General features: G+C 55.4%; 23 protein-coding genes. 6 read left to right on the top strand and 17 right to left on the bottom strand.

The genetic code is table 11. The features are described from left to right. Positions 1 to 77 precede the first annotated feature (77 nt). Positions 78 to 1,862, bottom strand: coding sequence for an aspartate--tRNA ligase (aspS, locus tag BVC71_RS08925; protein WP_086451807.1), 1,785 nt, complete (start codon positions 1,860 to 1,862; stop codon positions 78 to 80). Positions 1,863 to 1,961: 99 nt separating this feature from the next. Then, a complete protein-coding gene (locus BVC71_RS08920) occupies positions 1,962 to 3,050 on the bottom strand; it encodes an aminodeoxychorismate synthase component I (protein ID WP_086451334.1) in 1,089 nt (362 codons plus the stop codon). Between the two features lie 343 nt (positions 3,051 to 3,393). Between BVC71_RS08920 and carB the strand changes: the two genes are divergently transcribed. Both carB and BVC71_RS08910 read left to right on the top strand, forming a co-directional pair. Next, positions 3,394 to 6,705: a carbamoyl-phosphate synthase large subunit gene (gene carB, locus BVC71_RS08915; protein WP_086451333.1), complete on the top strand. Its 3,312-nt coding sequence runs from the start codon at positions 3,394 to 3,396 to the stop codon at positions 6,703 to 6,705. Between the two features lie 131 nt (positions 6,706 to 6,836). Next, positions 6,837 to 7,949: a beta-ketoacyl-ACP synthase III gene (locus BVC71_RS08910; RefSeq protein ID WP_086451332.1), complete on the top strand. Its 1,113-nt coding sequence runs from the start codon at positions 6,837 to 6,839 to the stop codon at positions 7,947 to 7,949. Here the strand turns inward: BVC71_RS08910 and BVC71_RS08905 are convergent, their stop codons facing one another. After that, complete coding sequence (locus BVC71_RS08905; protein ID WP_086451331.1) at positions 7,950 to 8,396, bottom strand: hypothetical protein; 447 nt, start codon at positions 8,394 to 8,396, stop codon at positions 7,950 to 7,952. 288 nt (positions 8,397 to 8,684) lie between these two features. Here BVC71_RS08905 and BVC71_RS08900 point away from each other — a divergent pair, with 288 nt between their 5' ends. Continuing rightward, entirely contained in the window at positions 8,685 to 9,263 is a 579-nt protein-coding gene (locus tag BVC71_RS08900; protein ID WP_086451330.1) for a thymidine kinase, read from the top strand. Here BVC71_RS08900 and BVC71_RS08895 read toward each other — a convergent pair whose 3' ends face one another. From BVC71_RS08895 to BVC71_RS08855, 9 genes are all read right to left on the bottom strand, one after another. Further along, a complete protein-coding gene (locus tag BVC71_RS08895; RefSeq protein ID WP_086451329.1) occupies positions 9,264 to 10,205 on the bottom strand; it encodes a 2-hydroxyacid dehydrogenase in 942 nt (313 codons plus the stop codon). Beyond that, on the bottom strand, positions 10,202 to 10,540 hold the full coding sequence (locus BVC71_RS08890) for a tRNA-binding protein (protein ID WP_086451328.1): 339 nt from the start codon (positions 10,538 to 10,540) through the stop codon (positions 10,202 to 10,204). Before BVC71_RS08890 ends, BVC71_RS08895 begins: the two co-directional genes overlap by 4 nt. After that, positions 10,533 to 11,348: a pyrroline-5-carboxylate reductase gene (gene proC, locus BVC71_RS08885; protein ID WP_086451327.1), complete on the bottom strand. Its 816-nt coding sequence runs from the start codon at positions 11,346 to 11,348 to the stop codon at positions 10,533 to 10,535. Before proC ends, BVC71_RS08890 begins: the two co-directional genes overlap by 8 nt. An 89-nt stretch (positions 11,349 to 11,437) precedes the next feature. Beyond that, positions 11,438 to 11,941: a type III secretion system chaperone family protein gene (locus BVC71_RS08880; protein WP_086451806.1), complete on the bottom strand. Its 504-nt coding sequence runs from the start codon at positions 11,939 to 11,941 to the stop codon at positions 11,438 to 11,440. 220 nt (positions 11,942 to 12,161) lie between these two features. Then, positions 12,162 to 14,048, bottom strand: coding sequence for a bifunctional sugar phosphate isomerase/epimerase/4-hydroxyphenylpyruvate dioxygenase family protein (locus tag BVC71_RS08875; RefSeq protein ID WP_086451326.1), 1,887 nt, complete (start codon positions 14,046 to 14,048; stop codon positions 12,162 to 12,164). A gap of 105 nt (positions 14,049 to 14,153) precedes the next feature. Further along, positions 14,154 to 15,950: a thiamine pyrophosphate-binding protein gene (locus BVC71_RS08870; RefSeq protein WP_086451325.1), complete on the bottom strand. Its 1,797-nt coding sequence runs from the start codon at positions 15,948 to 15,950 to the stop codon at positions 14,154 to 14,156. 2 nt (positions 15,951 to 15,952) lie between these two features. Continuing rightward, positions 15,953 to 17,359 carry an aldehyde dehydrogenase family protein gene (locus BVC71_RS08865; protein ID WP_086451324.1) on the bottom strand — a complete coding sequence of 469 codons (1,407 nt, stop codon included), beginning with the start codon at positions 17,357 to 17,359 and terminating at the stop codon, positions 15,953 to 15,955. A gap of 18 nt (positions 17,360 to 17,377) precedes the next feature. Continuing rightward, positions 17,378 to 18,223, bottom strand: a complete 846-nt coding sequence (locus BVC71_RS08860; protein WP_086451323.1) for a sugar phosphate isomerase/epimerase family protein — start codon at positions 18,221 to 18,223, stop codon at positions 17,378 to 17,380. Then, complete coding sequence (locus BVC71_RS08855; RefSeq protein WP_086451322.1) at positions 18,220 to 19,155, bottom strand: hydroxymethylglutaryl-CoA lyase; 936 nt, start codon at positions 19,153 to 19,155, stop codon at positions 18,220 to 18,222. Before BVC71_RS08855 ends, BVC71_RS08860 begins: the two co-directional genes overlap by 4 nt. A 110-nt stretch (positions 19,156 to 19,265) precedes the next feature. Here BVC71_RS08855 and BVC71_RS08850 point away from each other — a divergent pair, with 110 nt between their 5' ends. Then, positions 19,266 to 20,165, top strand: coding sequence for a LysR family transcriptional regulator (locus tag BVC71_RS08850; RefSeq protein WP_086451321.1), 900 nt, complete (start codon positions 19,266 to 19,268; stop codon positions 20,163 to 20,165). On the opposite strand, the gene BVC71_RS08845 is transcribed toward BVC71_RS08850, so the two are convergent. The 5 genes from BVC71_RS08845 to BVC71_RS08825 form a co-directional block, all read right to left on the bottom strand. After that, complete coding sequence (locus BVC71_RS08845; protein ID WP_240516822.1) at positions 20,162 to 21,010, bottom strand: shikimate dehydrogenase family protein; 849 nt, start codon at positions 21,008 to 21,010, stop codon at positions 20,162 to 20,164. The genes BVC71_RS08850 and BVC71_RS08845 overlap by 4 nt on opposite strands. A gap of 4 nt (positions 21,011 to 21,014) precedes the next feature. Next, on the bottom strand, positions 21,015 to 22,310 hold the full coding sequence (locus tag BVC71_RS08840) for a TRAP transporter large permease (protein WP_086451319.1): 1,296 nt from the start codon (positions 22,308 to 22,310) through the stop codon (positions 21,015 to 21,017). Between the two features lie 2 nt (positions 22,311 to 22,312). Further along, positions 22,313 to 22,855 (bottom strand): TRAP transporter small permease, encoded by a 543-nt coding sequence (locus tag BVC71_RS08835; protein WP_086451318.1) that lies wholly within the window; start codon positions 22,853 to 22,855, stop codon positions 22,313 to 22,315. A gap of 22 nt (positions 22,856 to 22,877) precedes the next feature. Beyond that, a complete protein-coding gene (gene dctP, locus BVC71_RS08830) occupies positions 22,878 to 23,891 on the bottom strand; it encodes a TRAP transporter substrate-binding protein DctP (protein ID WP_086451317.1) in 1,014 nt (337 codons plus the stop codon). A 183-nt stretch (positions 23,892 to 24,074) separates the two neighbouring features. Then, entirely contained in the window at positions 24,075 to 24,719 is a 645-nt protein-coding gene (locus tag BVC71_RS08825; RefSeq protein WP_086451316.1) for a GntR family transcriptional regulator, read from the bottom strand. A gap of 124 nt (positions 24,720 to 24,843) precedes the next feature. Here BVC71_RS08825 and BVC71_RS08820 point away from each other — a divergent pair, with 124 nt between their 5' ends. Together BVC71_RS08820 and aroQ are read left to right on the top strand one after the other, a co-directional pair. After that, entirely contained in the window at positions 24,844 to 25,527 is a 684-nt protein-coding gene (locus BVC71_RS08820; RefSeq protein WP_165767749.1) for a GntR family transcriptional regulator, read from the top strand. Then, positions 25,520 to 25,954 carry a type II 3-dehydroquinate dehydratase gene (aroQ, locus tag BVC71_RS08815; protein WP_086451314.1) on the top strand — a complete coding sequence of 145 codons (435 nt, stop codon included), beginning with the start codon at positions 25,520 to 25,522 and terminating at the stop codon, positions 25,952 to 25,954. The genes BVC71_RS08820 and aroQ overlap by 8 nt, the downstream gene beginning before the upstream one ends. Positions 25,955 to 25,994 lie beyond the last annotated feature (40 nt).

Genomic DNA, 25,994 nt, shown 5'->3' with positions numbered 1-25,994 from the left:
TTTATGCGATTCACCTTACACATAACAAAAAGGCCGGTAGGTTTCCCTACCGGCCTTTGAAATCAGCGGAAAAGTGATCAGTCTTCTTGCGGGATCACGCGCAGCGACAGTTCGCGCAGCTGTTCATTCAATGGTGCGCTAGGCGCGTTCATCATCAGATCTTCGGCGCGCTGGTTCATTGGGAACATCATGACTTCGCGGATGTTCGACTGTTCAGCCAGCAGCATCACGATACGGTCGATACCCGCAGCACAGCCACCGTGCGGAGGAGCGCCGTAGTGGAACGCGTTAAACAGCGCACCAAAGCGGTTCTTAACCTCTTCTTCGCCGTAACCAGCCAGTTCGAACGCTTTGACCATGATCTCTGGTTTGTGGTTACGGATCGCACCCGACACCAATTCGTAGCCGTTACAAGCCAGATCGTACTGATAGCCTTTGACCTCTAGCGGGTCGCCCATCAGCGCATCCATGCCGCCCTGAGGCATCGAGAACGGGTTGTGTTCGAAATCGATGTCGCCGGTTTCTTCGTCTTTTTCGTAGATCGGGAAATCCACGATCCAAGCGAACGCGAAACGGTCTTGGTCGGTCAGGCCCAGCTCTTCACCGATGACATTACGCGCCTTGCCCGCAACGGATTCGAACGCTTTAGGCTTACCACCCAAGAAGAACGCAGCATCGCCAACGCCCAGACCCAGTTGCTGACGGATTGCCTCGGTCCGCTCTGGGCCGATGTTTTTCGCCAGCGGGCCAGCGGCTTCCATGCCTTCGCCTTGATCGCGCCAGAAGATGTAGCCCATGCCAGGCAGGCCCTCTTTCTGTGCGAAGGCGTTCATGCGGTCACAGAATTTGCGGCTGCCGCCTTTAGGCGCAGGGATCGCACGGATTTCGGTGCCTTCCTGCTCCAGCAGTTTCGAGAAGATCGCGAAACCAGAGCCCGCAAAGTGTTCGGAAACAACCTGCATCTTGATCGGGTTACGCAGGTCAGGTTTGTCCGAACCATACCACAGCGCCGCGTCACGGTACGAAATCTGTGGCCATTCGGCTGGGTTGTCGACCTTTTTGCCGCCGCCGAATTCTTCGAACACGCCAGCCAGAACTGGGGAAATGGTGTCAAAGATGTCTTGCTGGGTCGCGAACGACATTTCCATGTCCAACTGATAGAAATCGGTTGGCGAACGGTCAGCGCGTGGATCTTCGTCGCGGAAACATGGGGCGATCTGGAAATATTTGTCGTAGCCCGACACCATGATCAGCTGTTTGAACTGCTGAGGAGCCTGTGGCAGCGCGTAGAATTTACCAGGGTGCAGACGCGAAGGAACCAAGAAATCGCGCGCACCTTCTGGGGACGATGCGGTGATGATTGGCGTCTGGAATTCGCGGAAACCGTTGTTCCACATGCGCTCGCGCATCGAACGAACAACGTCCGAACGCATTTTCATGTTGGTCTGCATCACGTCGCGGCGCAGGTCCAGATAACGGTATTTCAGGCGGGTTTCTTCAGGGTATTCCTGATCACCGAACACCATCAGCGGCAATTCGCCAGCCGAGCCCAGAATTTCGATATCACGAACGAACACTTCGACTTCGCCGGTCGGCAGTTTTGGGTTCACCAGTTCAGGATCGCGGGCTTTGACGGTGCCGTCGATGCGGATACACCATTCGCTGCGGACCTTTTCGACCTCTGCAAAGACAGGGCTGTCAGGGTCACACAGAACCTGCGTCACACCGTATGTATCACGTAGGTCGATAAACAGGATGCCGCCGTGGTCGCGGACGCGGTGGACCCAGCCCGACAGGCGGACGGTTTCACCAACGTTTTCTTTGGTCAGCTGAGCGCAATTGTGTGTGCGATAGGCGTGCATGAATTCAATATCCCTTAGGGTTTTCGGGGTTTCGAGCCGATACACAGCGTTCATGCCCAGATGTCAAGCAAAGCCGCGTCATTCACGGCCAAACTTATACTAAAACTGTGCGAAACGGGCCTTCCACAGGGCCTCTTGGTATTCGTCGGCGGCGCGGGAATCCCAGACGATGCCGCCCCCGACATTCAGCGTGGCGCGGTCTCCGTCGACGGTCAGGGTGCGGATCGCCACGTTAAATTCGCTGTCGCCGTTGGGCGCGTACCATCCGACGGACCCGCAATAGATGTCGCGCGGCGCGGGTTCTAGTTCGCGGATAACCTCCATCGCGCGGACCTTTGGCGCGCCCGTGATTGACCCGCATGGGAACAGAGCCGTCAGGATATCGGGCAGGGTCACGCCGTCATTCAATTCGGCCCGCACGCGGCTGATCATCTGGTGGACCGTCGCAAAGGTCTGGACGTGGAACAGATCAGGCACCTTGACCGTACCTGCCTTTGACACGCGGCTGATATCGTTGCGCAGCAAATCCACGATCATCAGGTTTTCAGCGCGGTTTTTTTCGTCGGATGACAGGAACGCTTTGTTCGCGGCGTCCTCTTGCGGGGTGGCGCCGCGCGGCATGGTGCCCTTCATTGGGGCGGTTTCGATCGCGCCGTTCGTTGTGCGGAAAAACAGTTCGGGCGACCGCGACAGGATCGTTGGGCCATCCTGCTGCACAAACGCGCCATGTCCAACAGGCTGATGCGCGGCCAGCCGAGCATATAGCGCGGCCGGGTCACCCGATACGGTGGTGTCGATCGGAAAGGTCAGGTTGGCCTGATAAATATCGCCCGCCGCAATATAGTCGCGCACGCATTTGATAGCAGCCGCATGTTCCCCCTGCGACCATACAGGGTGCAGCGCACCGATATCGCCGCCCGCGTCAGGCAACGCGCCTTCCACCCAACCCGAGTAAACACCGAACCGAAGCAAAGGCAGGTTTCGATCTGCTGGCATCAGGTCCGCCAGTTTCGGCTCTAACGCGTAGCCCAGTTCATAGCTGCAATACCCCGCTAGCCACCCATCGGCGGCGGCTAGGGCCGAAAGAGCAGCGGGAACGTCATCAGGCGTCCATGCTTCGATGACCTGATCGGGCGCGTCAAACTGGGCGGCGGTGCCGTTTGGGCCTTTATCAAAGTAGATTTTCATCGCTGCAATCTATGCGTCCTAGTTAGGTTGGGCGTTGTGACACCAGATAATCGATCAAACCACAACCGCTATTATCCAAACCGATTCTATTCATGACGGAGATGGCCCCCAAAGCGACGTTATCAACCGTCAGACTGTGCAATTTTTCACGCCAGACAGGGGCAGTTTTTGGAATTTTATTACGAATAGTCACGTCACCTTTACGCTGGGTGCGAAAACTTGGCCGAAATCGGGAAACATGAACATTAGCCCCTTGCGCCGCGCCGTTCGATGCCTATAACGCCCAACAATTTGAGCGCCGCTTGCGCTCTGTTTTCTGCTGCCAAAAACATATGAGGGTCCCATGCCGAAGAGAACCGACATCCAGTCGATCATGATCATCGGAGCGGGGCCGATTATTATCGGTCAGGCTTGCGAATTCGACTACTCTGGCGCACAGGCGTGTAAAGCGCTGCGCGAAGAGGGTTACCGCGTCATTCTGGTGAACTCGAACCCTGCGACGATCATGACCGACCCAGGTCTGGCTGACGCGACATACATCGAGCCGATCACCCCAGAAGTCGTTGCGAAAATCATCGAAAAAGAACGCCCCGATGCGTTGCTGCCAACCATGGGTGGTCAGACAGGTCTGAACACGTCGCTGGCGCTGGCCGACATGGGCGTTCTGGAAAAATACAACGTCGAAATGATCGGCGCGAAACGCGAAGCCATCGAAATGGCCGAAGACCGCAAATTGTTCCGCGACGCGATGGACCGTTTGGGCATCGAAAACCCCAAGGCGACCATCGTCACCGCGCCAGTCGACGCCAATGGCAAAAAAGACCTAAAGGCCGGTCTGGCCATCGCAATGGAAGCGCTGGAAGAAATCGGTCTGCCTGCGATTATCCGTCCTGCGTTTACCTTGGGCGGTACAGGCGGCGGCGTTGCGTATAACCGCGAAGAATACGAACACTACTGCCGTTCGGGCATGGACGCATCGCCAGTGGGTCAGATCCTCGTCGATGAATCCCTGCTGGGCTGGAAAGAATACGAAATGGAAGTTGTCCGCGACAAAGCAGACAACGCGATCATCGTATGTTCGATCGAAAACGTGGATCCGATGGGCGTTCACACAGGCGACTCGATCACTGTTGCGCCTGCGCTGACCCTGACCGACAAAGAATACCAGATCATGCGTACCGCATCGATCGCCGTTCTGCGCGAAATCGGTGTTGAAACAGGTGGTTCGAACGTTCAATGGGCCGTGAACCCCAAAGACGGCCGTATGGTCGTGATCGAGATGAACCCACGCGTGTCGCGTTCGTCCGCTTTGGCGTCCAAAGCAACCGGTTTCCCGATCGCGAAAATCGCGGCGAAACTGGCTGTTGGTTACACGCTGGACGAACTGGACAACGACATCACCAAAGTCACCCCAGCGTCGTTCGAACCAACTATCGACTACGTGGTCACCAAAATCCCACGTTTCGCGTTCGAAAAATTTGCTGGCTCCGAACCATACCTGACCACCGCGATGAAATCCGTGGGCGAGGCTATGGCAATTGGCCGTACCTTCCACGAATCCATGCAAAAGGCGCTGGCATCGATGGAAACTGGCCTGACCGGTTTCGACGAAGTCAAAATCCCGGGCGCACCAGACAAAGCTGCCGTTTCCGCAGCGATTTCCAAAGCGACCCCAGACCGCCTGCGCACCATCGCGCAATCGATGCGTCACGGTTTCACCAACGACGAAATTCAGGCGATCACCTCGTTCGATCCTTGGTTCCTTGATCGCATCCGCGAAATCGTCGAGGCCGAAGAAGACGTTCGTAAGAACGGCCTGCCTGTCGACGAAAAAGGCCTGCGCAAGCTGAAGATGATGGGCTTTACCGACGCGCGTCTGGCAAAACTGACAGGCCGCGACGAAGATAACGTTCGCCGCGCACGCCAGAATCTGGGCGTTGTGGCATCGTTCAAACGCATCGACACCTGCGCGGCAGAGTTCGAAGCGCAAACCCCATATATGTATTCGACCTACGAAGCCCCAGCGATGGGCGACGTCGAATGCGAAAGCCGCCCGACTGACCGTAAGAAAGTCGTCATCTTGGGTGGTGGTCCAAACCGTATCGGTCAGGGTATCGAATTCGATTACTGCTGCTGTCATGCGTGTTTCTCGCTAACCGAACAGGGTTACGAGACGATCATGATCAACTGTAACCCTGAAACTGTTTCGACCGACTACGACACTTCGGACCGTCTGTATTTCGAACCGCTGACCTTTGAACACGTGATGGAAATCCTGCGCGTGGAACAGGAAAACGGTAACCTGCACGGCGTGATCGTTCAGTTCGGCGGCCAGACCCCGCTGAAACTGGCAAACGCACTAGAGGCCGCTGGCATTCCGATCCTTGGCACTTCGCCAGACGCGATCGATTTGGCCGAAGACCGCGAACGTTTCCAGGATCTGGTCAACCGCCTAGACCTGAAACAGCCTGTTAACGGCATCGCGTCCACCGACGAAGAAGCGTTCAAAATCGCGGCTGAAATCGGTTTCCCACTGGTGATCCGCCCATCCTACGTTCTGGGTGGCCGCGCGATGGAAATCGTGCGCGATCAGGCACAGCTGGAACGTTACATCAACGAAGCTGTTGTTGTATCGGGCGACAGCCCTGTTCTGCTGGACAGCTACCTGTCGGGCGCAACCGAGGTTGACGTCGACGCGCTATGCGACGGCGAAAACGTCCACGTTGCGGGCATCATGCAGCATATCGAAGAAGCCGGTGTTCACTCGGGCGACTCCGCTTGCTGTCTGCCACCACACACCCTGCCAGCGGACATCGTGACCGAAATCCGTCGCCAGACCAAAGAACTGGCACTGGCGCTGCAGGTCAAAGGCCTGATGAACGTTCAGTTTGCTGTCAAAGATGGCGAAGTTTACCTGATCGAGGTGAACCCACGCGCATCGCGTACTGTTCCGTTCGTTGCAAAAGCCGTAGACAGCGCGGTTGCATCGATCGCGGCACGTCTGATGGCGGGCGAGCCACTGTCGAACTTCCCATTTCGCGCGACTGATGCACCTGAAAAGGGCAACAACCCGTTCGAATTGGCCGATCCGAACACCCCTTGGTTCAGCGTGAAAGAGGCCGTTCTGCCGTTCGCACGTTTCCCTGGCGTTGACACCATTCTGGGCCCAGAAATGCGCTCGACCGGTGAGGTCATGGGTTGGGACCGTTCGTTTGGCCGCGCGTTCCTAAAGGCACAGCTGGGCGCAGGTACGCACCTGCCGACCGAAGGCAACGTGTTCATTTCGATCCGCGACGACGACAAAACCGCAGACATGGTCACAGCGGCAAAAACGCTGACCGATCTGGGCTTTGGCATTCAGGCGACGCGCGGCACTGCTGCGTTCCTGTCGGAAAACGGCGTTGCGTGTGAAACCGTGAACAAAGTCTACGAAGGCGGCCGCACCATTGTGGACCTGTTGAAAGACGGCAAAATCGATCTGGTGTTCAACACCACCGAAGGTGCACAGGCCGTCACTGACAGCCGCGAAATCCGTTCGGTCGCGCTGTACGACAAAATCCCGTACTTCACCACCGCAGCCGGCGCCCAAGCCGCCGCACAAGCCATGCAAGCCCGCCAAGAGGACGACCTAACCGTCCGCAGCCTGCAAAGCTAAAAAACGCGAAAATAAGATACAAAAGGCCGGTCCATGTGACCGGCCTTTTCGTTACGTCACGTCCGCCCTGCGACGTTATGGACAATCCCCTCGTTAGCGCCCAAAATCCATGCACTGCGAAGGAGGCCCCAATGCATAGTGTTGTTCTGACTGCCACCGGCGTTTTCACGCCGCCATACGCCATTTCCAACGACGAACTGGTGCAGGCATTCAATGCCTATGCTGATCTGCAAAACGAACAATACGCCGATGCGATTGCCGCCGGTGAACGCGCGGCTGTACCGCACTCCAGCTCTGATTTCATCGTCGCGGCATCCGGCATCCAAAGCCGTTACGTGATGACCAAAGACGGTATTCTGGACCCGACCCGCATGTACCCGCGTTATCCCGAACGCAGTGACGAAGACCCATCCATGATGGCCGAAATGGGCGTAAAGGCTGCGCAAATCGCGCTGGACCGCGCAGGGCTAACGGGCGAAGACATCGACCTGATCCTTTGTGCTGCATCCAACATGGAGCGCGCCTACCCTGCGATGGCCGTAGAAATTCAGGACCTTCTGGGCGCGGGCGGCATGGCGTTTGACATGAATGTTGCCTGTTCGTCGGCGACATTCGGTATTCAGACCGCCGCCGACATGATCCGATCTGGATCGATCCGCCGCGCGATGGTGGTATCGCCTGAAATCACCTCTGGCCATTTGGAGTGGCGCGACCGCGATTGTCATTTCATCTTTGGCGATGTGGCGACAGCCGTTATTTTGGAACGCGACGAAGGTCAGGACGGATTCAGCGTTCTATCCACCCGCTGCGCATCGAAATTTTCGAACAACATCCGCAATAACATGGGGTTCCTGCGCCCGACCCGTGACGCAATGGACGACCGCCGTGATATGCGGTTCATGCAAAACGGCCGCAAGGTGTTCAAAGAGGTGCTACCGTTGGTCAGCGCCCATATCGCTGATCACATGGCAGACGAAGGCATCGCAGCGGACGATCTGAAACGCCTATGGCTGCATCAGGCCAACAAAACCATGAACGATTACATCGGGAAAAAGGTTCTGGGCCGCACGCCAGAGGACGGCGAGCAGCCAAATATCCTGCAAGACTATGCAAACACATCGTCGGCAGGGTCGATTATTGCGTTTGATAAATATTCTGACGATCTGACGTCGGGCGATGCCGGTCTGATCTGTTCGTTCGGCGCAGGTTATTCCGTAGGCTCGGTCATCCTGCGCCGCAAATAATCAGATAGCTTCGTCTTCTAGATGAAGCTTCATTTCGATCAGCACCTTTTGCAGGGCGACCGTTTCGCGCAGCAGGCGTTTTGCTTCGTTGATGGAAATCACGCCGTCTTCGATCGACTGATTGTACTCGGCCATCAGCATCGCAAACCGTTGGCTTAGCGCGATGACGTCCGAATTAATTCCGCCGCTTTTGCTGTTAGACGGTGATTGATCCAGCGAAATGGTTGCGCCTTTCAGCTCTGCCAAGGCGGATGTCACGTGAGGATACGATGCTGCGGCTTCTAGTGCGGCAACTGCATCTACCGGAATATATCTGTCCGAATGCTCATCCGCTTCGGAATAGTAACGCCCCAAAGTTGCTTTGGATTTTCCGGTCAGACGGCAAGCTGCCTCGATTCCGACGTCTTTGACCAAAGCCTCGGTATGTTTTTTCAGATAGCTGTTCAAAGTTCTGCGTTCCCCAAAACATGATCCCCCCGCCCACTGGGGAAATACATCTACAGTTTCCCATTAAACAAATATGCAAAGAATGTCATTTAAAACCTACAGTTAAGCGCATACCCCATTGCGTTTTTATTGTGTTTCCGAGTTGCAGCGCGTTTTCCGCTGCTTTGGCCAGGGATAGTGTCCCCATCCTGCGCGAACTTCGGCATCCTGCGCCGAGCCTCGCTCCACCGTCTCTGGCCATTTTTTCTACTCTTGAAATCAGGGCTATAGGCCGATTATTCCTGCGCTATGGCAAAGCTGTATTTCAATTTTTCAACGATGAACGCGGGCAAATCTACGATCCTGCTTCAGGCGTCATACAACTATATCGAACGTGGGATGCAGACCTATCTGCTGACAGCGCAGATGGACGATCGCGCAGGCCAAGGCGTGATTGCCAGCCGCATCGGAATTTCCGCGCAGGCGGATACCTATGCTGCCAACGACGATTTGTTTGAAAAAATTCAGACGCGCCTGAACGCTGGTCCATGCGCCTGTATCTTCGTGGACGAAGCCCAGTTTTTGACCGAACCCCAAGTCTGGCAATTGGCCCGTGCGGTTGATGACCTCAAGGTGCCCGTCATGTGCTACGGCTTGCGCGTTGATTTTCTGGGTCAGCTTTTCCCTGGGTCCGCTGCACTGCTGGCATTGGCCGATGAAATGCGCGAAGTCCGCACAATTTGCCACTGCGGGAAAAAGGCCACGATGGTTATCCGCAAAGACGAAAACGGCAATGTCGTCACCGCAGGCGATCAGGTCTCGATCGGCGGCAACGACCGTTATGTTTCGCTATGTCGCAAACATTGGCGCGAAGCTGTGGGCGAATAATTAATTCACCTGCTGCGGTGGCTGCTGGCCATCCGCAAATGCAATGATGTTATCCAACGCCATTTGCGCCATTGCCTGTCGGGTTTCATGCGTTGCAGATCCCAAATGCGGTAACAGCACCGTATTTTCCAATGCCACCAAACGTTCTGGCACATGCGGTTCGTTTGCATAAACGTCCAAACCCGCGCCGCGGATTGCGCCGTTTTCCAAGGCGTCTATCAACGCTTCTTCGTCTACGACTTCACCGCGGGCAATATTGATGAAAATACCGTGGGGCTTCATCGCAGACAGCGCCGCAGCGTCGATCAGGTTTCGGGTTTCAGCACCGCCCGGGACTGTCACAACGACAAAATCAGCCCCCATCGCCTCGGCCAAGGTATTGACCTGACGGGCGGGCATTGAGACGTCTTTGCGGCTGCGGTTATAAAATACGACATTCATGCCAAACCCATAATGGCAACGATGCGCCACCGCCTGACCAATGCGCCCCATACCAATGATCGCAACGCTTTTCCCGCTGACCTGCGTGCCCAGCCCCACCTTTGGCCCGAAACCTTCCCATTGGCCCGCGCGGACCATGCGTTCGCCTTCGCCCGCGCGGCGGGCAGTGGCCAATAATAGCGTCATACCGATGTCAGCAGTGGCGTCAGTCAGAACGTCAGGTGTGTTCGACACGGCCACACCAACCCGCGCCGCCGCGTCTACGTCGATATGGTTATAGCCCACGCCAAAATTACCCAACATCTTGCATCGCAGATCACCCGCAAACGCAGTTGCCGAAAAATCGTCGCCCAAGGTCGGTAGGATCAGATCATAGTCGGCCATCGCCTGCGCGGCCTGTTCCGCATTCAGCGGCCCGCTGGTGTTTACAGTCACGTCAAATCGTTCTGCAGCTTGGTCCATGACCGGCTGCGCGATTTCGCGGGTGATCAGTAGTTTCAATGCAAGCGTCCCCCTACAGGTACATCTTTGTCTGGACCGACCAAAACAATGTCGCCGTTTTCGTCGGGTAGTCCTAAAACCAGAACCTCGGACATGAATTTACCGATCTGACGGGGCGGGAAATTAACGACGGCCATGACCTCTTTGCCGATCAGCATGTCGGGGTCATAGTGTTTCGTCACCTGCGCAGAGGTCCGTTTTTCCCCGATCTCGTCACCGAAATCGATCCACATTTTGATCGCGGGCTTGCGGGCCTCTGGGTAGGGTTCGGCGCGTACAACGCGGCCAACACGCACATCGACCTTTAGAAAGTCGTCAAACTCAATCTCAGCCATTCGACAACTCCTGATCGCGATTTACCGCCGCCTGAACTGCGCGGTCCATTAACACAGGGAAGCCATCGGTTTCGTTCATCAGTACCTTTAGCGCCTCGAACGTCACGCCGTTTGGCGATGTCACGTTGATGCGCAGCTGCGTGGGGCTATCATCGGCGTCTTCGGCCAATTGACCTGCGCCGCCGACGGTTGCCTTGGCCAATTGCATGGCTAATTCGGGGGCAAGGCCCGCCTTTTCGCCTGCGGCTGCCATCGCTTCGATCAGGTGGAACACATAGGCCGGACCGCAGCCAGAAATGGCCGTGACCGCGCTCATTTGGCTTTCCGCGTCCAGTCGGACGACCTGACCGATGGCTTGCAAGAGGTTATCCGCCAGATCCATCATATCCGCCGATGCCTGCGCATTACCCACAATCGCTGTCACACCGCGACCGATGGCGGCAGGCGTGTTTGGCATTGCGCGAATAACCGGCGTTTCTGCGCCCAGCATGGTTTCATAGGTGCCAATGGTGATGCCCGCAGCAACCGACAGGAATACGGTGTCGCCATTCCCATACGACCGCAAAGTTGGCAGTGCGTCCGCCATCATTTGGGGTTTCACAGCGACCAAAACGATCGCAGGGCTTTCGGGCAAAACGGCATTGATGTTTACGCCCTGCTGGGTCAACCAATCGCTGGGATAGGGGTCGTTCACCCAGACCGAAGTTGCCGGCAACCCAGACCGCAACCAACCGGCCAACATGGCCGATCCCATTTTACCACATCCCAGCAGAACCAGCCCGCGACGGGCCACATCATCCATATTCATGGCAATCCCTATCTTCGTTTGCCCAATTGGTAGGGCGCAGCGATAGGGACTGCAAGCAGTCAGGCGGGTTTGCCGCCCAGCCGTATGACCTAGGCGGTGCCGTAGGCTTCGCTCATTGCGATATCCATCGCCTCTTTTGGGGTGCGTTCGGCCCACGTGACCAATTGGAACGCAGGGTAGAAACGTTCGCTGTTAACCACTGCAGAACCTATGATCGTATCAATCTGTTCAGGGGACGCGATTTGATCACCGGTCAGCACCAGACCATAGCGATAAACCATCAGTTGCTGTTCGCCCCACCACGTGAAGTTGCCGGCCCAACATTGATCGTTTGCACGGCTCAATGCCTCGTACAAATGTGGGACGCGGTGCTCAGGTGGTTCCATTTCAAAGCTGCAGATCAATCGCAGCGTCTGATCATAGGCCGACCACGCCAAGGTAATCGAATAGGTTCGCCATAGGCCTTCGACTTGCATCGCAATCTGATCGTCCGCGATACGGTCGAATTCCCATTCATGGAAATTTGCTAGATTTTCAACGACATCAATCGGGTGAATATCGCCGTTGTCGAAATACTGCTCTGTCAGTGCCATATGCTCGGCCTCATTCGCTGTAGCGTTCGGCAATTGGCAGCGACCGACCGCTAGTTGCGTTTTTTTCAGAGGCTCCGAAAACACGTCCGCCTCTACCATCTATGGTGATTCGGAAGTGATTCTGTGTAAAGCAAAATATTGGGGATAACCCAAATGCTAGGGAAATAACCTGTGCACAACCACAAGATAGGCGACGAATTTAAGCATCCATTAACGTTTTTTACATCGTCGGGATGCTAATATCCCGCGCCAATCGTTTCAGCGCAGCGGTTCGATAGGGCGCATTTGGCGCGCCGTATCCGCCGTATTTTCCGGTACGCTGCACGATTTCAAAAAAGAAACCGTTGCCGTAGGGTTTGGAATACATCTGGAAATATCCGCCCTGATCGTCTTCGTCATACATGATGTTGAACTGCTTTAGGCGGTCCATTGTCGCGTCATCCAGAACGCCGCGCGCATCCAGATCAGCGTAATAATTTTCGAAAATCGGCAGAGCTTCAAACCCGTTGTCCGCCAGCGCCTGCGCAGTGGCAAAGATGTCATCAGTACCAAAAGCGACATGCTGGACAGAGCTGCCGAAACTGTCGGCCAAGAAACGCCCCGCAAAGGTGCGGTGGGTATCAACGCCGTTCATCGTGAGGCGGAACGCGCCATCAGACGACTGCAGGGCGCGCGAATGCACCACGCCGCCTGGGTCCGCCACATCGGTGATCGGCGTGCGGTCCAGATCAAAAATCGTCGAATAAAACAGGGTCCAAGTCAGCAATTCTTCGTGCTTCATGGATTCTGCCAGATGGTCGATGCGGGTTAGGCCAGCGCCTTTGGTATCGGCGTCCAGCTGGGTGAACTCTGCCTCCCACACTTTGCCCAGTTCGGCGCCGTGGTCCAGCAAGTGCAGAACGCTGCCGCCAACGCCGCGCACAGCGGGGATGTCCAATTCCCCTGCCCCGCGCCGCTGCGAAAACAGGTTAGCGCCCAGAGCATTCGAACGGGTTTTCGCCGCCTGCGCGTCATCCACCAACAGACCCACATCACAAACACAGGTGCCGTGAGTGACATAGGCGGAATAGGCGTAGCCCTCTTGTTCGGTGTTGATGACGATATTGATATCGCCCTGACGGTACAGGTTAACGTTCTTGCTGATGTGCTGTCCCGCGTGCGCAAACCCCAAGGTTTTCAGCATCCCGCCCAGTACCTTTGCCTCTGCCTCGTCTGCCGCGAATTCAACAAACTCTACGCCTTGCAGCGCGACGGGCGCGGGCATGTCGGGCAGATCGACTGTCAATTCGCGGCCCCGACGGCGCAGCGCATCCATCGACGCAATAAGCGACCGTTGGCCGTCATTTGCGATGATCCGCGGGTTGCCGCCGCGGAACTGGTCGTTCAAAATCTCTAGGCTCAGCGGGCCGTTATATCCGGTGTCCATCACCGCGTCCAAGAACGACACGATGTCCAGATCGCCTTCGCCCGGCATCGAACGGAAATGACGGGACAGATATTCCAGATCCATTTCAATGTTTGGTGCATCCGATAGTTGGACGTGGAACACTTTGTCCCCTGGAATGCGGCGGATGCTGTCAACGTCATGGCCAGCGGCCAGTGTATGGAAACTGTCCAGAATGATACCGACGTTCGGGTGATCGGCGCGGCGCACGACCTCCCATGCATCTAGGTGCGACGACACATAGGTGCCCCACGAACGGGCCTCGTATCCGATGCGCACATCGCGATTTGCTGCCAGTTCGCCCAGCTCAGCAAAGTCAGCCGCCAAACGATCCACCCCGCCCAGCGCCTTTGGGTTGGACGAGGATGAAATCAGCAGCAGGTCCGTACCCAATTCCTGTAGCAAATCGAATTTGCGTTCGACGCGATCAAACGCCTTTTGGCGCAGACCTTCGGGCATTCCTTCGAAATCGCGGACGGGTTGGAACAGATCGATGGATAGGCCGAATTCTTTGGCCAATTCGCCGACCTGACGGGGGGATCCGTCAAAGGTGATGATGTCTTGTTCGAAAATTTCGATGCCATCAAACCCCGCGTTTGAAATCGCGGTCAGTTTTTCGATCAGGTCACCAGAAATGGACACAGTAGCAATCGAAGTTTTCATCGTCTCACCTTTAAAAATTGCGCGCGGCGCGCAGTTCAAAGCATACTCTAGCACCTGCCAAAGTCACCCTGAATTGCACGCCGCAACGTTGTTTTTAGACCGAAATTAGTCGGTCGATACGTGGCCTACGCCGCCCTCTGGCGAATAGATATCTAGGATGTTCCAGTGGCCCGATGTTGGGGTCGGGTTGTTGATCATCGCGATATCGATCACGGTTGGTTTGCGCGATGCGATCGCGGCCTCTAGCGCGGGTTTGAATTCCGCCGCCGAAGCAGGGCGAACGCCAACACAGCCATAGGCGCGTGCGATTGCTGCGTAGTCTGGGGTCTGTTCCAGCACTTCATCCGCCTTGTTAAAGGTGGTGCCGTAGGTCAGATCGTAGTGGGCTTTTTGCAGACCTGCGATGGTACCAAATGCGTTGTTGTTCATAACAACCCAGATGACAGGCAGGTTTTCAGCCGCAGCCGTTGCCAGCACCGCAGGGTTCTGACCAAAGCCGCCATCTCCAACCAGCGAAATCACAACGCGATCAGGCGCTGCAACCTGTGCACCGACAGCCGCGCCAGGACCAAAACCCATGGTCGCAAAACCGCCTGGGATCAGGATCGAACCTGGTTCAAAGATGTCGAACTGCTGCGCCACACCGTTTTTGTTCCAACCCACGTCCGAGGTCAGATAGGCGTCACGCGGCATCGCTTCACGCAGGTCGGCCAGAATACGTTCAGGCATCATCGGGAAAGCGTCCGATTTCTGCATTTCGGTGTTCTTGGATTTGAACTCTGCACGGAAATCAGCAATCGCCTGAACCAGCTCAGGACGCTGAACGCCTTCTGGTTTCATTTCCTTTGCAACGCGGTTCAGAACCTTTAACGCGGCTTTCAGATCTGCGACGGCACCGATTTCAACTGGGTAGTTGCGGCCAATCTCTTGGCTTTCGATGTCGATGTGGATCAGTTTGGTCGCGCCTTCGCCGATGTTAAACGTGTATTCAGGATACCACGACGAACAGTCAGCTTCTTTGAAACGGGAACCCAGACCGATGATCCAGTCTGCATTCAGGGTCTGTTGGTTGGTGAACGATGTTCCCCAGAAACCCGTCATGCCCAGAACCAGCGGGTGGTCATCAGGCACGCAGCCTTTGCCCATCAGCGAGTGCGCGACTGGCAGTTGCAAGTGATCAACGAATTCTTTCAGTTCGTCCCATGCACGCGCCAGCGCAACACCGCCGCCTGCGTAGATCACTGGGCGTTCTGCATCCAGCAGAGCCTGAATGATTTCGCGCGCGGTTTCGTCGTCGATCGATGGTTTTTTCAGCGCCTTGGTGTTGGCGTTCTGTTTTTCCCACAGGCTGTTTTCAACCTGAGCCGAGAAGTAATCCATCGGAACGTTGACCAGAACCGGACCCGGCTGACCGCTTTCAGCCAATTGGAACGCTTTTTCCATGATCTCTGGCAGCAGTTCGGGGGTGTCCACACGCCATGCACGTTTCACGAACGGGCGGTAGATTTCGTACTGCGAACCGTCGGCGTGCAGGTTCACCTCTTGGTGGGGGTGTTTACCGTAGTAGTACGACGGAATGTCACCCGCGATGACGACCATCGGGATACAGTCCAGCGCCGCGTTCGCAACGCCCGTTGCCGCGTTGGTCAGACCAGGCGACAGGTGCGACAGGACAACCGACGCTTTGCCGGTGACACGTGCATAACCGTCTGCTGCGTGCGACGAAATTTGTTCGTGGCGAACGTTGACGAAATCGATGGACGATTCCGCCAGCGCCGACAGAACAGCGATGTTTGTGTGACCACACAGGCCGAAGATATGTTCGACGCCGCGGCCCTCTAGGTAACGGCACAGCTGATTTGCAATCAGGTCCTTACCTGGTTCGATGTTCTTGGTAACCATTCTTACATCACCTCGGTGTTGTAGAATTCGCCGAACAGCTCTTCGTCGGATGGACGGTCAGCTGGGATCGGACGCGCAACCCAAGTCACGTTCATGTAGTGTTTCAGGTTGACGTTTTCGTTGGTGATGTTGCCACCCCAGATGCCGCAACCCAGCGACGATGTCATTGGCATGCCGTTTTCAAACGAACCTGCGTTCGCTTTGGACTGAGGCTGGCGGACCATGACGCGCGAAACAGGTGCGTTCATTGCGTGCTTGATGATGTTCTCTTCGCTGAACGAATAGATACCACACGAATGGCCTTTGCCTGCGACATCGTAGATCGCGCGCACTTTGGCCATCGCGTCATCGAAATCAGCCGCTTTGTAAAGTGCCATAGTGACCGACAGTTTCTCGCCCGAGAATTTGTGCTCTTTGCCGATCTCTTCTTGTTCGACCATGATGAATTTACGGTCTTCTGGGATCTCAAAGCCTGCGAATTCTGCGATTTTCTGCGCAGCGATCGCGACGGTTTCGATGCGGCGGCCGCCTTCTTCGGTCCACAGTGCTTTTTGCAGCAGCTCTTTTTCTTCTGCGTTACACAGGTAACCGCCTTCTTTGATCAGCGCCTCTTTCATCTCGTCGTAGATTTTCGAGTGGATGATAAGGTTACCGTCTGCCGAACAACCCGAACCAAAGTCCGAAGTTTTCGAAATGCGGCTGTTCATCGCTGCTTCTGCGATGTCTGCGTCTTCGTCGATAACCATGGTCGAGTTACCAGCGCCAACGCCGTAGGCAGGTTTGCCCGACGAATATGCTGCTTGAACCATTGGTTTACCGCCAGTTGCCATCGTCAGGTCACATGCGCCCATTAGATAGTTGGTCAGCGGGATCGATGGGTTTTCAACACACTGGAACAGGTCGCGTGGTGCGCCCAGTTTCGCCAGAGTTTCGCGCATAACGCGGACCATTTCGAACGTAGTCTTTTTCGCGCGTGGGTGCGGAGAGAAGATCACAGCGTCTTTACATTTGATCGCGTAGATGCCGGTTACTGGAGGTGTCAGTTCTGGGTTGGTGGTTGGGATCAGCGACGCGATAACGCCTGCTGGTTTCGCGATTTTGGTCAGGCCTTTGACGTCGTCCTGTTCGATAACGCCCACGGATTTACCGCGCAGCGCGTCACGCAGAACGCCCAAGATTTTGAAACGTTTGCCAGCGCGACCAGCACGGTCACCGATACCGGATTCATCAACGCCCATCTGCGCGATGCGAACAAAAGTCTGTTCGTTGCCGCAGTTCCAACCCAAAGCCTGCGCCAAACGGTCAACTTGCGCCTGATCGTAGTCTTTGATTTCTTCCATCGCCGCACGAGCGCGAACGATCATCTCGTCCGCGATAGCGATTTCTTCTTGTGTGATTTCACGAGCCATTAGTTGGCCTCCTTGGTCTTAAGCGGCTTGCTCAGCGCAGGTGGTTTCCTGCGCTGGTTGACTAAAAAAACGTTTGGCGCCCTCCAGGCACCGACGGGCATGTTCAACCGCGCCCAGTTCGGCCTGACGGGCCAAATTCGGCAGTTCGATAGCGACATGCGCATGGGGGATTGCCGCCGCGAGGGAAGCAAAATCGATCACGCCCTCGCCCGGATACAGGCGGGCATCGCGTGCGATGTGGATCATTTCGTCCTTGGCATAGGCCACGTGATCGGTGTCACAAACGTGGAAGAAATTGATCCATTTATCAGGAACCGACAGCAGCTCTTCGGCGGTGCCGCCGTTGAAATGGTGGTACAGAGTGTCCACCAACACGCCTTGGTTTTCGCATTGCGCGCGGCGCAGAATACCCAGCGCATCATCCAAACAGGTCAGACGCGAAAACGCAGGGAATTCCAGATTGACGGTGATGCCGTAGGGACGCGCGACTTCGCAAATTCGTTGGAACTGTTCGACGACGAACGATCCGTCATTGCGCACATCGGTCCAAGCCGACGAAATCGCCTGCGTACAGCCCAGTTCGGCACCCGCAGCGAATGCGCGTTCGTATTCGCGCGGATCATGGTCACGCAGAATGCGGGCCAGTTCGACGTCGAACGCCTGCAAACCGCGATCAGCCAGCGCCTGTTTGGTGTTACGCACCATTTGCGGGCTGCATGGATCGCAATCAGGTTCACCTGCAACGCCCATATGGATCAGACGATAGGAAACCGCGTCATATCCTGCATCCGCTGCGCAATGCGTCAGCTCGACAGGGTTCAGACCCGGGCAGGTCAGATATTCCAGTGAAAACAGTCGGCTCATGCGCAGGCTCCTTCGGTTGGAAGTAAATCACCGGGTTGGTTGATATGCCCCATCCGCCCCGGCAGGCGGCGATCCAGCAGCGCTTCGGCGCGGGCAACGGACGGTTTCAGGGCGCGCCAGTCGATCCCCGTTTCGATGCCCATTTCAGACAACGTGAAAACGGCGTCTTCGGTGGCGATATTTCCGGTGGCCTTGGGGACAAATGGACATCCACCAAGCCCACCTAGAGCCGCGTCAAAAATACGAACGCCGGCCTGAAGCCCAGCGATCATATTAGCGATGCCCATCCCGCGCGTGTCATGGAGGTGGAGGGAGAGAGACACGTCAGGACGAACCGCATCGCGCACAGCGGAACACAATTCGTAAACAGCTTTGGGGTTCGACAACCCCGAGGTATCCGCGATGTTGATTTCGTGAACGCCCGCGTCCGAATAATCGCGGGCGATATCCACAACGACCGCCGGATCAATCGCGCCTTCAAAACCGCAGCCCAGTGCGGACTGGATACCAGCGCGGACCTGAATGCCCTCTTCCAACGCTTTTTCGATGGTGGGCATCATTTTCGTGCGTGCCTCTGCCACCGTGCGGTTCAGGTTTTTCATCGAATGGGTTTCGGACGCAGACACCGACATCGACAGGTGTTTGACACCCACCGCCATCGCACGATCCAGACCTGCCTTGTTCAGGATAAGCGCGGTATAAGTCACGCCGTCGGTTGGATTGATGCGCGTGAACAATTCATCGGTATCCGCCATTGTCGGCACCCATTTGGGGTGGACAAAGCTACCGACCTGAATGCGTTTGACGCCTGCGTTTTCTAGATCCGCAATGAACGACAGTTTTTCGTCCATGGAAAAAATGCGTTTTTCATTCTGCAGACCGTCGCGCAGAAATTCGTCTTCGATCAGGACGTCGCCGGTGATGTTGTACATGAATCCTCCGTACGCGCGCGGGGCGCTGTGGCGGAACTTGTACCAATCACAAAAAAGAATATCGAATATCGAAATTTACATTTGGGATAACCTAATGTTAATTTACAAACATGCTGACATTACGCCAAATCGAAGTCATCCGCGCTATCATGATTGCGGGAACCGTCAAAGGCGCCGCAGACCTGTTGGGCGTGTCCGCGCCAGGCATCAGCCGCGTGATGAAACACACCGAAAGCCAGCTGGGCCTGAGCCTGTTTTCCCGCACCCACGGACGCTACACCCCGACCGAAGAGGCACGCGATATTTTCAGCCAGATTTCAGAGGTTTATAATTCCGTCGACAACCTACAAGAGCTGATTGCGTCGCTCAAAGTTGGGGGTGGGCGCACCGCTGGTTTTGCCGCCGTGCCATCGATTGCGCATCACGTTTTCCCTGCGGCTGTCAAATCTGTCCGCGCCGATTTTCCCAACCTGAAATTGCGCCTGAACACGCTGAAAATCGAAGAGGCGATCGACTATTTGCTGCTGCAGCGCGGGGAAATGGTGGCGCTGTCTTACAAATTGGATCACCCGGGGCTGTTGATGGTCCCATTGTACCGCGGCACGCTAAAGGCGTTGGTCCCAGCCGACCATCCGCTGGCCGCAAAAGACGCGATTTCGGTGCACGATCTAGCCCGTGAACCCATGATCGGGATCGAATCCGACGACCCTTATGGCCGCATTTTGATGGAGCCGTTTTTGGCGGAAAACATCGACATCGATCTATCGATTTCCGTGCGGACGGGGCACACAACCGCGTCGCTGGTCAGTCAGGGTTTGGGCGTCGGCGTGACCGATGAATTGTCCATCGCGGGGCCGACGATCCACCCTGGAATTGCTGTTCGCCCGATTGCGGAACCGACCGTATTCCGCACCTATGCCGCGTTTAATGCGCAGGTCCCCCGATCAGCATTTGCCGACCGGATGGTGACCTATCTCAAACAAGAAATGGAAGCCGTCAAATTGCCTTAGGCGACTTGATCGTCCGGTGTTTCCAGCAGACGCGCACGCAGTGTTTCGTGATCATCCAGATGAACACCGGTAAATATTTCATAGGCATCGACGCCTTGGAAATAATACAGCTCGTAGCCCGACATCACTTCGGTGCCTGCGGCTTCGGCTTGACCAACAAACGGGGTATAGACGGGGGTATAAACCGCGTCGAACGCCCATTTCGCGGCGGGGAATTGGCCCTCGGGTACTGGCGATCCGCCGTAGCCGACCATGCCCAACGGGGTGCAGTTGATCACGCCGTCAGCGGTTGCCAGATCATCCATCGATCCAACGCGCGCTTTGCTGACACCTTTGGTGCTGGCGTTCACGGCATCGGCCAATTCTTGGGCCTTTGCCTCGTCCCGTTCGATGAAGATAATCTCTTCGGCTTTTAGGCGTTTTAGGCCAAAGGCGACCGCCTTACCTACGCCGCCCGCGCCAAACATTACTACGCGGCCGGGGTTCATATCGCCGAACTGGTTGCGATAGCCCTGAACAAAGCCAGTGAAATCAGTGTTGTAACCCTTTGGGCCTTCGGGTGTGAAAACAACCGTGTTCACAGCGCCGATGCGGGCAACATCCTGATCTTCGATGATCAGTTTTTCGACAACGCGTTCTTTGTACGGCAAGGTGACGTTCACGCCGGCAAAACCGTTCGATTTGGCGTGTTCAAACACCGCGTCGAAATCCATAGCCATGTCTTTTGGGATCAGGCGATCATACGACACATCCAGTCCCGTCATCTGACCGCACAGGCGGTGCAGAATTGGCGCGCGGGATGCTTTGATATTGTCGCCGATCAGGCCCAGTTGGATTTTCGTCATTGGATCAACCATCGTAGCCGAACATGCGCGGCAGGAACAAAGTGATAGATGGGAAGAACACCATCGCCGCCAGCGCCAAGACCAGAATGAACAGGAATGGCAGGACTTCGCGGATGATCTGGTTCAGCGGGATCTGGGTCACCGCATTGATCACGAACAGCAAGATGCCATAGGGCGGTGTGATGAGGCCGATCATACAGTTCACCACGACAACCACGCCAAAGTGCACCAAATCAATACCCAGTTCACGGCAAGTCGGGATGAACAGTGGCACGATCACTAGAATGATGGTCGTTGCGTCCAGCAAACATCCCAGAACAAGGATCAGCAGGTTCACACCAATCAAGAACATGATCGGCGATACGTTCATCTCTGCCATATAGGCCGACAGCATCGCGGGGATGTTTTCGGATGCCACGATGTAGTTCAGGATCAGCGCGCCGCCGATAACAATACCGACCGAAGCGGACGAACGTGCGCTATCGACCAAAATGTTCCAGATCGTTTTCACGGTCAGCTGACGATAGAATACACCCGCAAGGATCAACGCATAAGCAGCGGCAACCGCAGCTGCCTCGGTCGGGGTCGTGACGCCGCCGTAAATACCATACAGCAGGATTGCAGGCATCAGCAGGGCTGGAAACGCTTTGAACGTAACGGCAGGCAGGTCGCGCATTGGCACTGGGGTTTCAGTTGCGAAACCACGGCGGTGCGCCATCCAGAAATTCATGCCCATCAGCACGCCGCCCATCAGCAGGCCCGGACCGATACCGCCCAAGAACAGGTAGCCAATCGATGCGTTCGAAACCAGCGCGTATAGAACCATCGGGATTGATGGCGGAATGATCGGGCCGATGGTGGCCGATGCCGCCGTGATCGCCGCAGCGTATCCCGCAGGGAAACGGCCATCTTTGCGCATCATATCAATGATGATTTTGCCGATACCTGCGGCGTCAGCCACAGCCGAACCTGACATGCCCGAAAAGATCAGCGAAGCCATGACGTTCACGTGGCCCAAGCCGCCTTTGAAACGACCAACAGTCGCGATACAGAAATTCAACAGACGGTCGGAAATCGACCCCGCGTTCATGATGTTCGCGGCCACAATAAACAGCGGCACAGCCAGCAATAGGAAGCTTTGGTAGATACCATCAACCAGACTTTTGTGGATGGTGCCCACATTGCCGCCCGATGCGACAACATAGGTCATAGACGCAATGATAATTGCGTACGCGATCGGAACACCGATCCCCGCTAGGAAAAACAGGGATCCGAGCAGAATAAGAATCTCAAAGCTCATGCTTAGGTATCCTCGGGCTGGACGAGCAGTTCTTTGTCCGCACCGTTGCGGATGACGTCATAGGCGCGCCATAGGTAACGCAGGCCCACAACAGCCAAGAACAAGAAGTAAATCGAATAGATCGGCAGCATCTTAACCGGAAGGGTCGCCGATGATTTGATGCGAAGCAGGCGCATTTTGCTATAGGTCGGATCAATCGCGTACCAAAGGGCACCGCAGATGATCAACGCACCGATAATGGCGAATGCGCTGCGCAGTTTCGGGTTCACGCCGTTGTAGATGATATCGAATGTCACGTGGTCGCGTTCACGCACGATGAATGCGTTCGACCAGAAAATCACCCACAGCCACATGACCATGATAAATTCCACGGTCCAGCCGAAATCAGCAGCGTCGATTATGTGGCCTAGGTTCGCGGTGAACCAGTCAGAGCCAACGATATAACGCACTGCGATTTGCAGCAGGAAAGTTAGGAAAATGGCGGCCATCATTAGCGCCGCCACCCCCTCTGTCACGCGGGAGAAGATCCCAAAAACTTTTTTCATGGGACCTCCCCCGACTTTTGAATTAGTTGCCCAGAGCGTTTACAGCGTCCAGCAGGCCTTCTGGCCATGCTTCTGCGTACTCGGATTCTAGGTATGCGCCCTGAACAGCGTCACGGAATGCAGCTACGTCTGGTTCGTAGATCGACATGCCTTGCTCTTCTAGGAATGCAACTAGGCTGGATTCTTTTTCCAGCTGTGCAGCGCGGCCATAGTCAGCAGCTTCCCATGCAGCAGCGCGAACAGCTTCTTGGCTGTCTGCGTCCATGCCGTTGAACACTTCGGACGAAATCGCGATGAAGTTCCAGTCAACCAAGTGCGAGGTCAGCACGATCTGGTTGGTCACTTCGTAGAATTTCGCGTCAACAACAGTTGGCAGTGGGTTGTCCTGACCGTCAACAGCGCCCGACGACAGTGCGGTGTACACTTCGGTGAATGCCATTGGGGTTGGGTTTGCGCCCAGCGCTTTACCCAGGAACTGCCATGCGTCGGTGCCTGGCATACGCAGGTTCACGCCAGCCAGATCAGCTGGGGTCGAAACAGTCAGCTCGTCTGCGGTCTGACGCAGGTTCACCTGACGGCGGCCCAGATACATTGGTGCCAGCAGGGTTACGCCCAGCTCTTCTTCTGCTTTTGCTTTGAAAGGTTCGAACAGTGCGTCGTTGAACACTGCAACCTGGTGATCTGCGTCCTGCAGTACGTAACCAGCAGTGAAAATCGAGAATTCTGGGAAGAAGGTCGCCAGTTCTTGAGCCGAAGTGATCGCCATTTCCAGATCGCCGGTTGCGATTGCTTCCAGCTCTGTGCCTTGGGCGAACAGGGTGCCGTTCCAGTGTGGTTCGAACGATGCGAACTCGGACACTGCTGGGCCGAATTTTTCTACCATTGCCACTGCGCGCATGTCGGTGTCCGACATCACAGCCGACAAACGCAGCTGGGTTGCGTGACCTTCAGCCAAAGCTGCGGTGCCTGCGGTTGCTGCGATGATGGATGCGGTTGCTGCCGCCACGAATGCGCGACGTTTCATAGTATAGGGCATGCTTTCTCCTCCGTGATGATGCCGGTGTTTCGATTCAGGCCGAAACATTAGCGTGATGCTGACAGAACACAGATTTCATTCAACAGGTTTTTATATGTTATGATGTATATTTTAATATCACCTGATTTAGTAAATATAATCGATTATTTTTTGTCGCACAGTGCACGGCTGGCGCAATTCCGATTAGCGGAACAGCTGCAGACTATGTTCAACCCCGCCTAAGATGTGCGCACGCAACAATGCGACTGCGGTCTTTGCATCCCGATCCAATGCAGCATCGCGCATCAGTTTATGTTCGTCAGCGGCAACTTCGCCCCGAAACGTCAAAAGGCGCATTTGATACCGCAGATATTTGTCAAATGTGATGCCATGCAGCGACAAAAGTTCGGACGACCCACATGCGGAAATCAAAGCCTGATGATATTCCCAGTCGTACTTCTTCCACGCTTCGCGTACTGCATCATCGCCGGCTTGCATCTGTTTTTCCATCTGCGCGAGACGATAGTGGGCAGAAATAATCCGCTCTTCCCAATTTAAATCACCACGCTGTATGGATTTTTCCAACGCACTGGATTCGAGCAAAATACGCAAATCTGCGATTTCACGCAGACCTTCTGCCGACATTGGCGTCACGATGTGGCCGCGCTGGCCTTCGGCCAATACGAAACCTTCCGAGACCAGTCGGTTTAGAATTTCGCGCAAGGTCGGGACCGATGCCCCGTATGTTTCTTTGAGGTTCGACAAACGAATTTTGGACTGCGCCTCAAGCTTTCCAAAGACAATATCGTGACGCATCGCCCGATAAATATCGTCGCCCAGTTTGCTCATCTATCCTCCTACGGCCATCCCCTTTTGGCCAACCGAAAGGATAGCGAACCCAACCAGAACTGCAATATAGTTGATATAAATCGATTATATGTCTACACGTCTGGTCAAACAGGATGGATCAGCAATGTTTTTTGACCAAAGCCTAGATGACAGCAAACTGACACGCGCCAGCCGCGTATCGAACCAGCTAAGGGCTGAAATTATCTCTGGCAAATTAGCGCCGGGTTCAAAGGTCAATCTGGATCATCTACGTGATATCTATAACGTTTCCTTGTCCCCCATGCGCGAAGCGATATCGCGATTGGTTGCTGAACGACTGGTGGAATTTGAGGACAAAAAGGGGTTTCGCATCATGCCGATCGGCATGGCGAATCTGCTGGAAATCACCCGCATGCGGGCCGATCTAGAATCACTCGCACTGAAACATGCGATTGCTATTGGCACGCTGGACTGGGAAAGCCGTGTCCCCGCCGCGATTTACCGCCTGACCAATAGTGAAAACGAATTGTTCAGCGATCACCACGCGGCTTTTCACACGGCACTGATACGCGGCTGCGCAATGCCAATGCTGGGGGACCTGTGTAAACTATTCGCCAATTTGCATCATCGCTATTCCAACATTCTGGGGTACACCGCCGAAGGACGCGATTTGAATTCCGAACATGCCGCAATCGCCGACGCCGCGATCGCGCGCGATGCTGAATTGGGCCCGATGCTTTTGTCACGTCACATCGAACGCACAGGCAACGATTTGGCGGACCTATTAGAAACGCGCAACAACAGCGCGAACGGAGGAAAAAATGTCTAAGCTTGTTTACATTATGAACGGCCCAAACCTGAACCTGCTGGGCAAACGCCAGCCTGAAATCTATGGCCACGACACGCTAGAAGACGTTGAAAAAAACTGCGCTGAAATTGCGAAAGAAAACGGTTTCGACGTGAAAATGCTTCAGTCCAACTACGAAGGCCAAATCGTCGACTGGATTCACCAAGCCCGCGAAGAAGCCGCCGCAATCATCATTAACCCTGCGGCGTTCACCCATTATTCCATCGCGATTCTAGATGCGCTGAACACATTCGAAGGCCCCGTGATCGAAGTGCACATCAGCCAAGTGCACAAACGCGAATCTTTCCGCCACCATTCGTATGTCAGCCACCGTTCTGACGCGGTTATGGCGGGATTCGGTGTGCATGGTTACACCCTTGCGACCCGTCACGTTGCGACTTTGATCTAATTTTCGGGCATGTGTCGTAAAGACACATAAATCAGCTCTT

Source organism: Marivivens niveibacter, assembly GCF_002150005.2.
Classification (GTDB): domain Bacteria; phylum Pseudomonadota; class Alphaproteobacteria; order Rhodobacterales; family Rhodobacteraceae; genus Marivivens; species Marivivens niveibacter.
This window is presented reverse-complemented; position numbering and strand designations above follow the sequence as displayed.

Bases quoted from the DNA above. Each gene is read 5' to 3' on its own strand.
- BVC71_RS08840 (WP_086451319.1), bottom strand. From the start codon at position 22,310: ATGAGCTTTGAGATTCTTATTCTGCTCGGATCCCTGTTTTTCCTAGCG.
- BVC71_RS08900 (WP_086451330.1), top strand. From the start codon at position 8,685: ATGGCAAAGCTGTATTTCAATTTTTCAACGATGAACGCGGGCAAATCT.
- BVC71_RS08825 (WP_086451316.1), bottom strand. From the start codon at position 24,719: ATGAGCAAACTGGGCGACGATATTTATCGGGCGATGCGTCACGATATT.
- BVC71_RS08860 (WP_086451323.1), bottom strand. From the start codon at position 18,223: ATGAGCCGACTGTTTTCACTGGAATATCTGACCTGCCCGGGTCTGAAC.
- dctP (WP_086451317.1), bottom strand. From the start codon at position 23,891: ATGCCCTATACTATGAAACGTCGCGCATTCGTGGCGGCAGCAACCGCA.
- BVC71_RS08820 (WP_165767749.1), top strand. From the start codon at position 24,844: ATGTTTTTTGACCAAAGCCTAGATGACAGCAAACTGACACGCGCCAGC.
- proC (WP_086451327.1), bottom strand. From the start codon at position 11,348: ATGAATATGGATGATGTGGCCCGTCGCGGGCTGGTTCTGCTGGGATGT.
- aroQ (WP_086451314.1), top strand. From the start codon at position 25,520: ATGTCTAAGCTTGTTTACATTATGAACGGCCCAAACCTGAACCTGCTG.
- aspS (WP_086451807.1), bottom strand. From the start codon at position 1,862: ATGCACGCCTATCGCACACACAATTGCGCTCAGCTGACCAAAGAAAAC.
- BVC71_RS08880 (WP_086451806.1), bottom strand. From the start codon at position 11,941: ATGGCACTGACAGAGCAGTATTTCGACAACGGCGATATTCACCCGATT.
- BVC71_RS08850 (WP_086451321.1), top strand. From the start codon at position 19,266: ATGCTGACATTACGCCAAATCGAAGTCATCCGCGCTATCATGATTGCG.
- BVC71_RS08835 (WP_086451318.1), bottom strand. From the start codon at position 22,855: ATGAAAAAAGTTTTTGGGATCTTCTCCCGCGTGACAGAGGGGGTGGCG.
- BVC71_RS08865 (WP_086451324.1), bottom strand. From the start codon at position 17,359: ATGGCTCGTGAAATCACACAAGAAGAAATCGCTATCGCGGACGAGATG.
- BVC71_RS08875 (WP_086451326.1), bottom strand. From the start codon at position 14,048: ATGAAAACTTCGATTGCTACTGTGTCCATTTCTGGTGACCTGATCGAA.
- BVC71_RS08920 (WP_086451334.1), bottom strand. From the start codon at position 3,050: ATGAAAATCTACTTTGATAAAGGCCCAAACGGCACCGCCGCCCAGTTT.
- BVC71_RS08845 (WP_240516822.1), bottom strand. From the start codon at position 21,010: ATGACGAAAATCCAACTGGGCCTGATCGGCGACAATATCAAAGCATCC.
- BVC71_RS08870 (WP_086451325.1), bottom strand. From the start codon at position 15,950: ATGGTTACCAAGAACATCGAACCAGGTAAGGACCTGATTGCAAATCAG.
- BVC71_RS08910 (WP_086451332.1), top strand. From the start codon at position 6,837: ATGCATAGTGTTGTTCTGACTGCCACCGGCGTTTTCACGCCGCCATAC.
- BVC71_RS08890 (WP_086451328.1), bottom strand. From the start codon at position 10,540: ATGGCTGAGATTGAGTTTGACGACTTTCTAAAGGTCGATGTGCGTGTT.
- BVC71_RS08855 (WP_086451322.1), bottom strand. From the start codon at position 19,155: ATGTACAACATCACCGGCGACGTCCTGATCGAAGACGAATTTCTGCGC.
- carB (WP_086451333.1), top strand. From the start codon at position 3,394: ATGCCGAAGAGAACCGACATCCAGTCGATCATGATCATCGGAGCGGGG.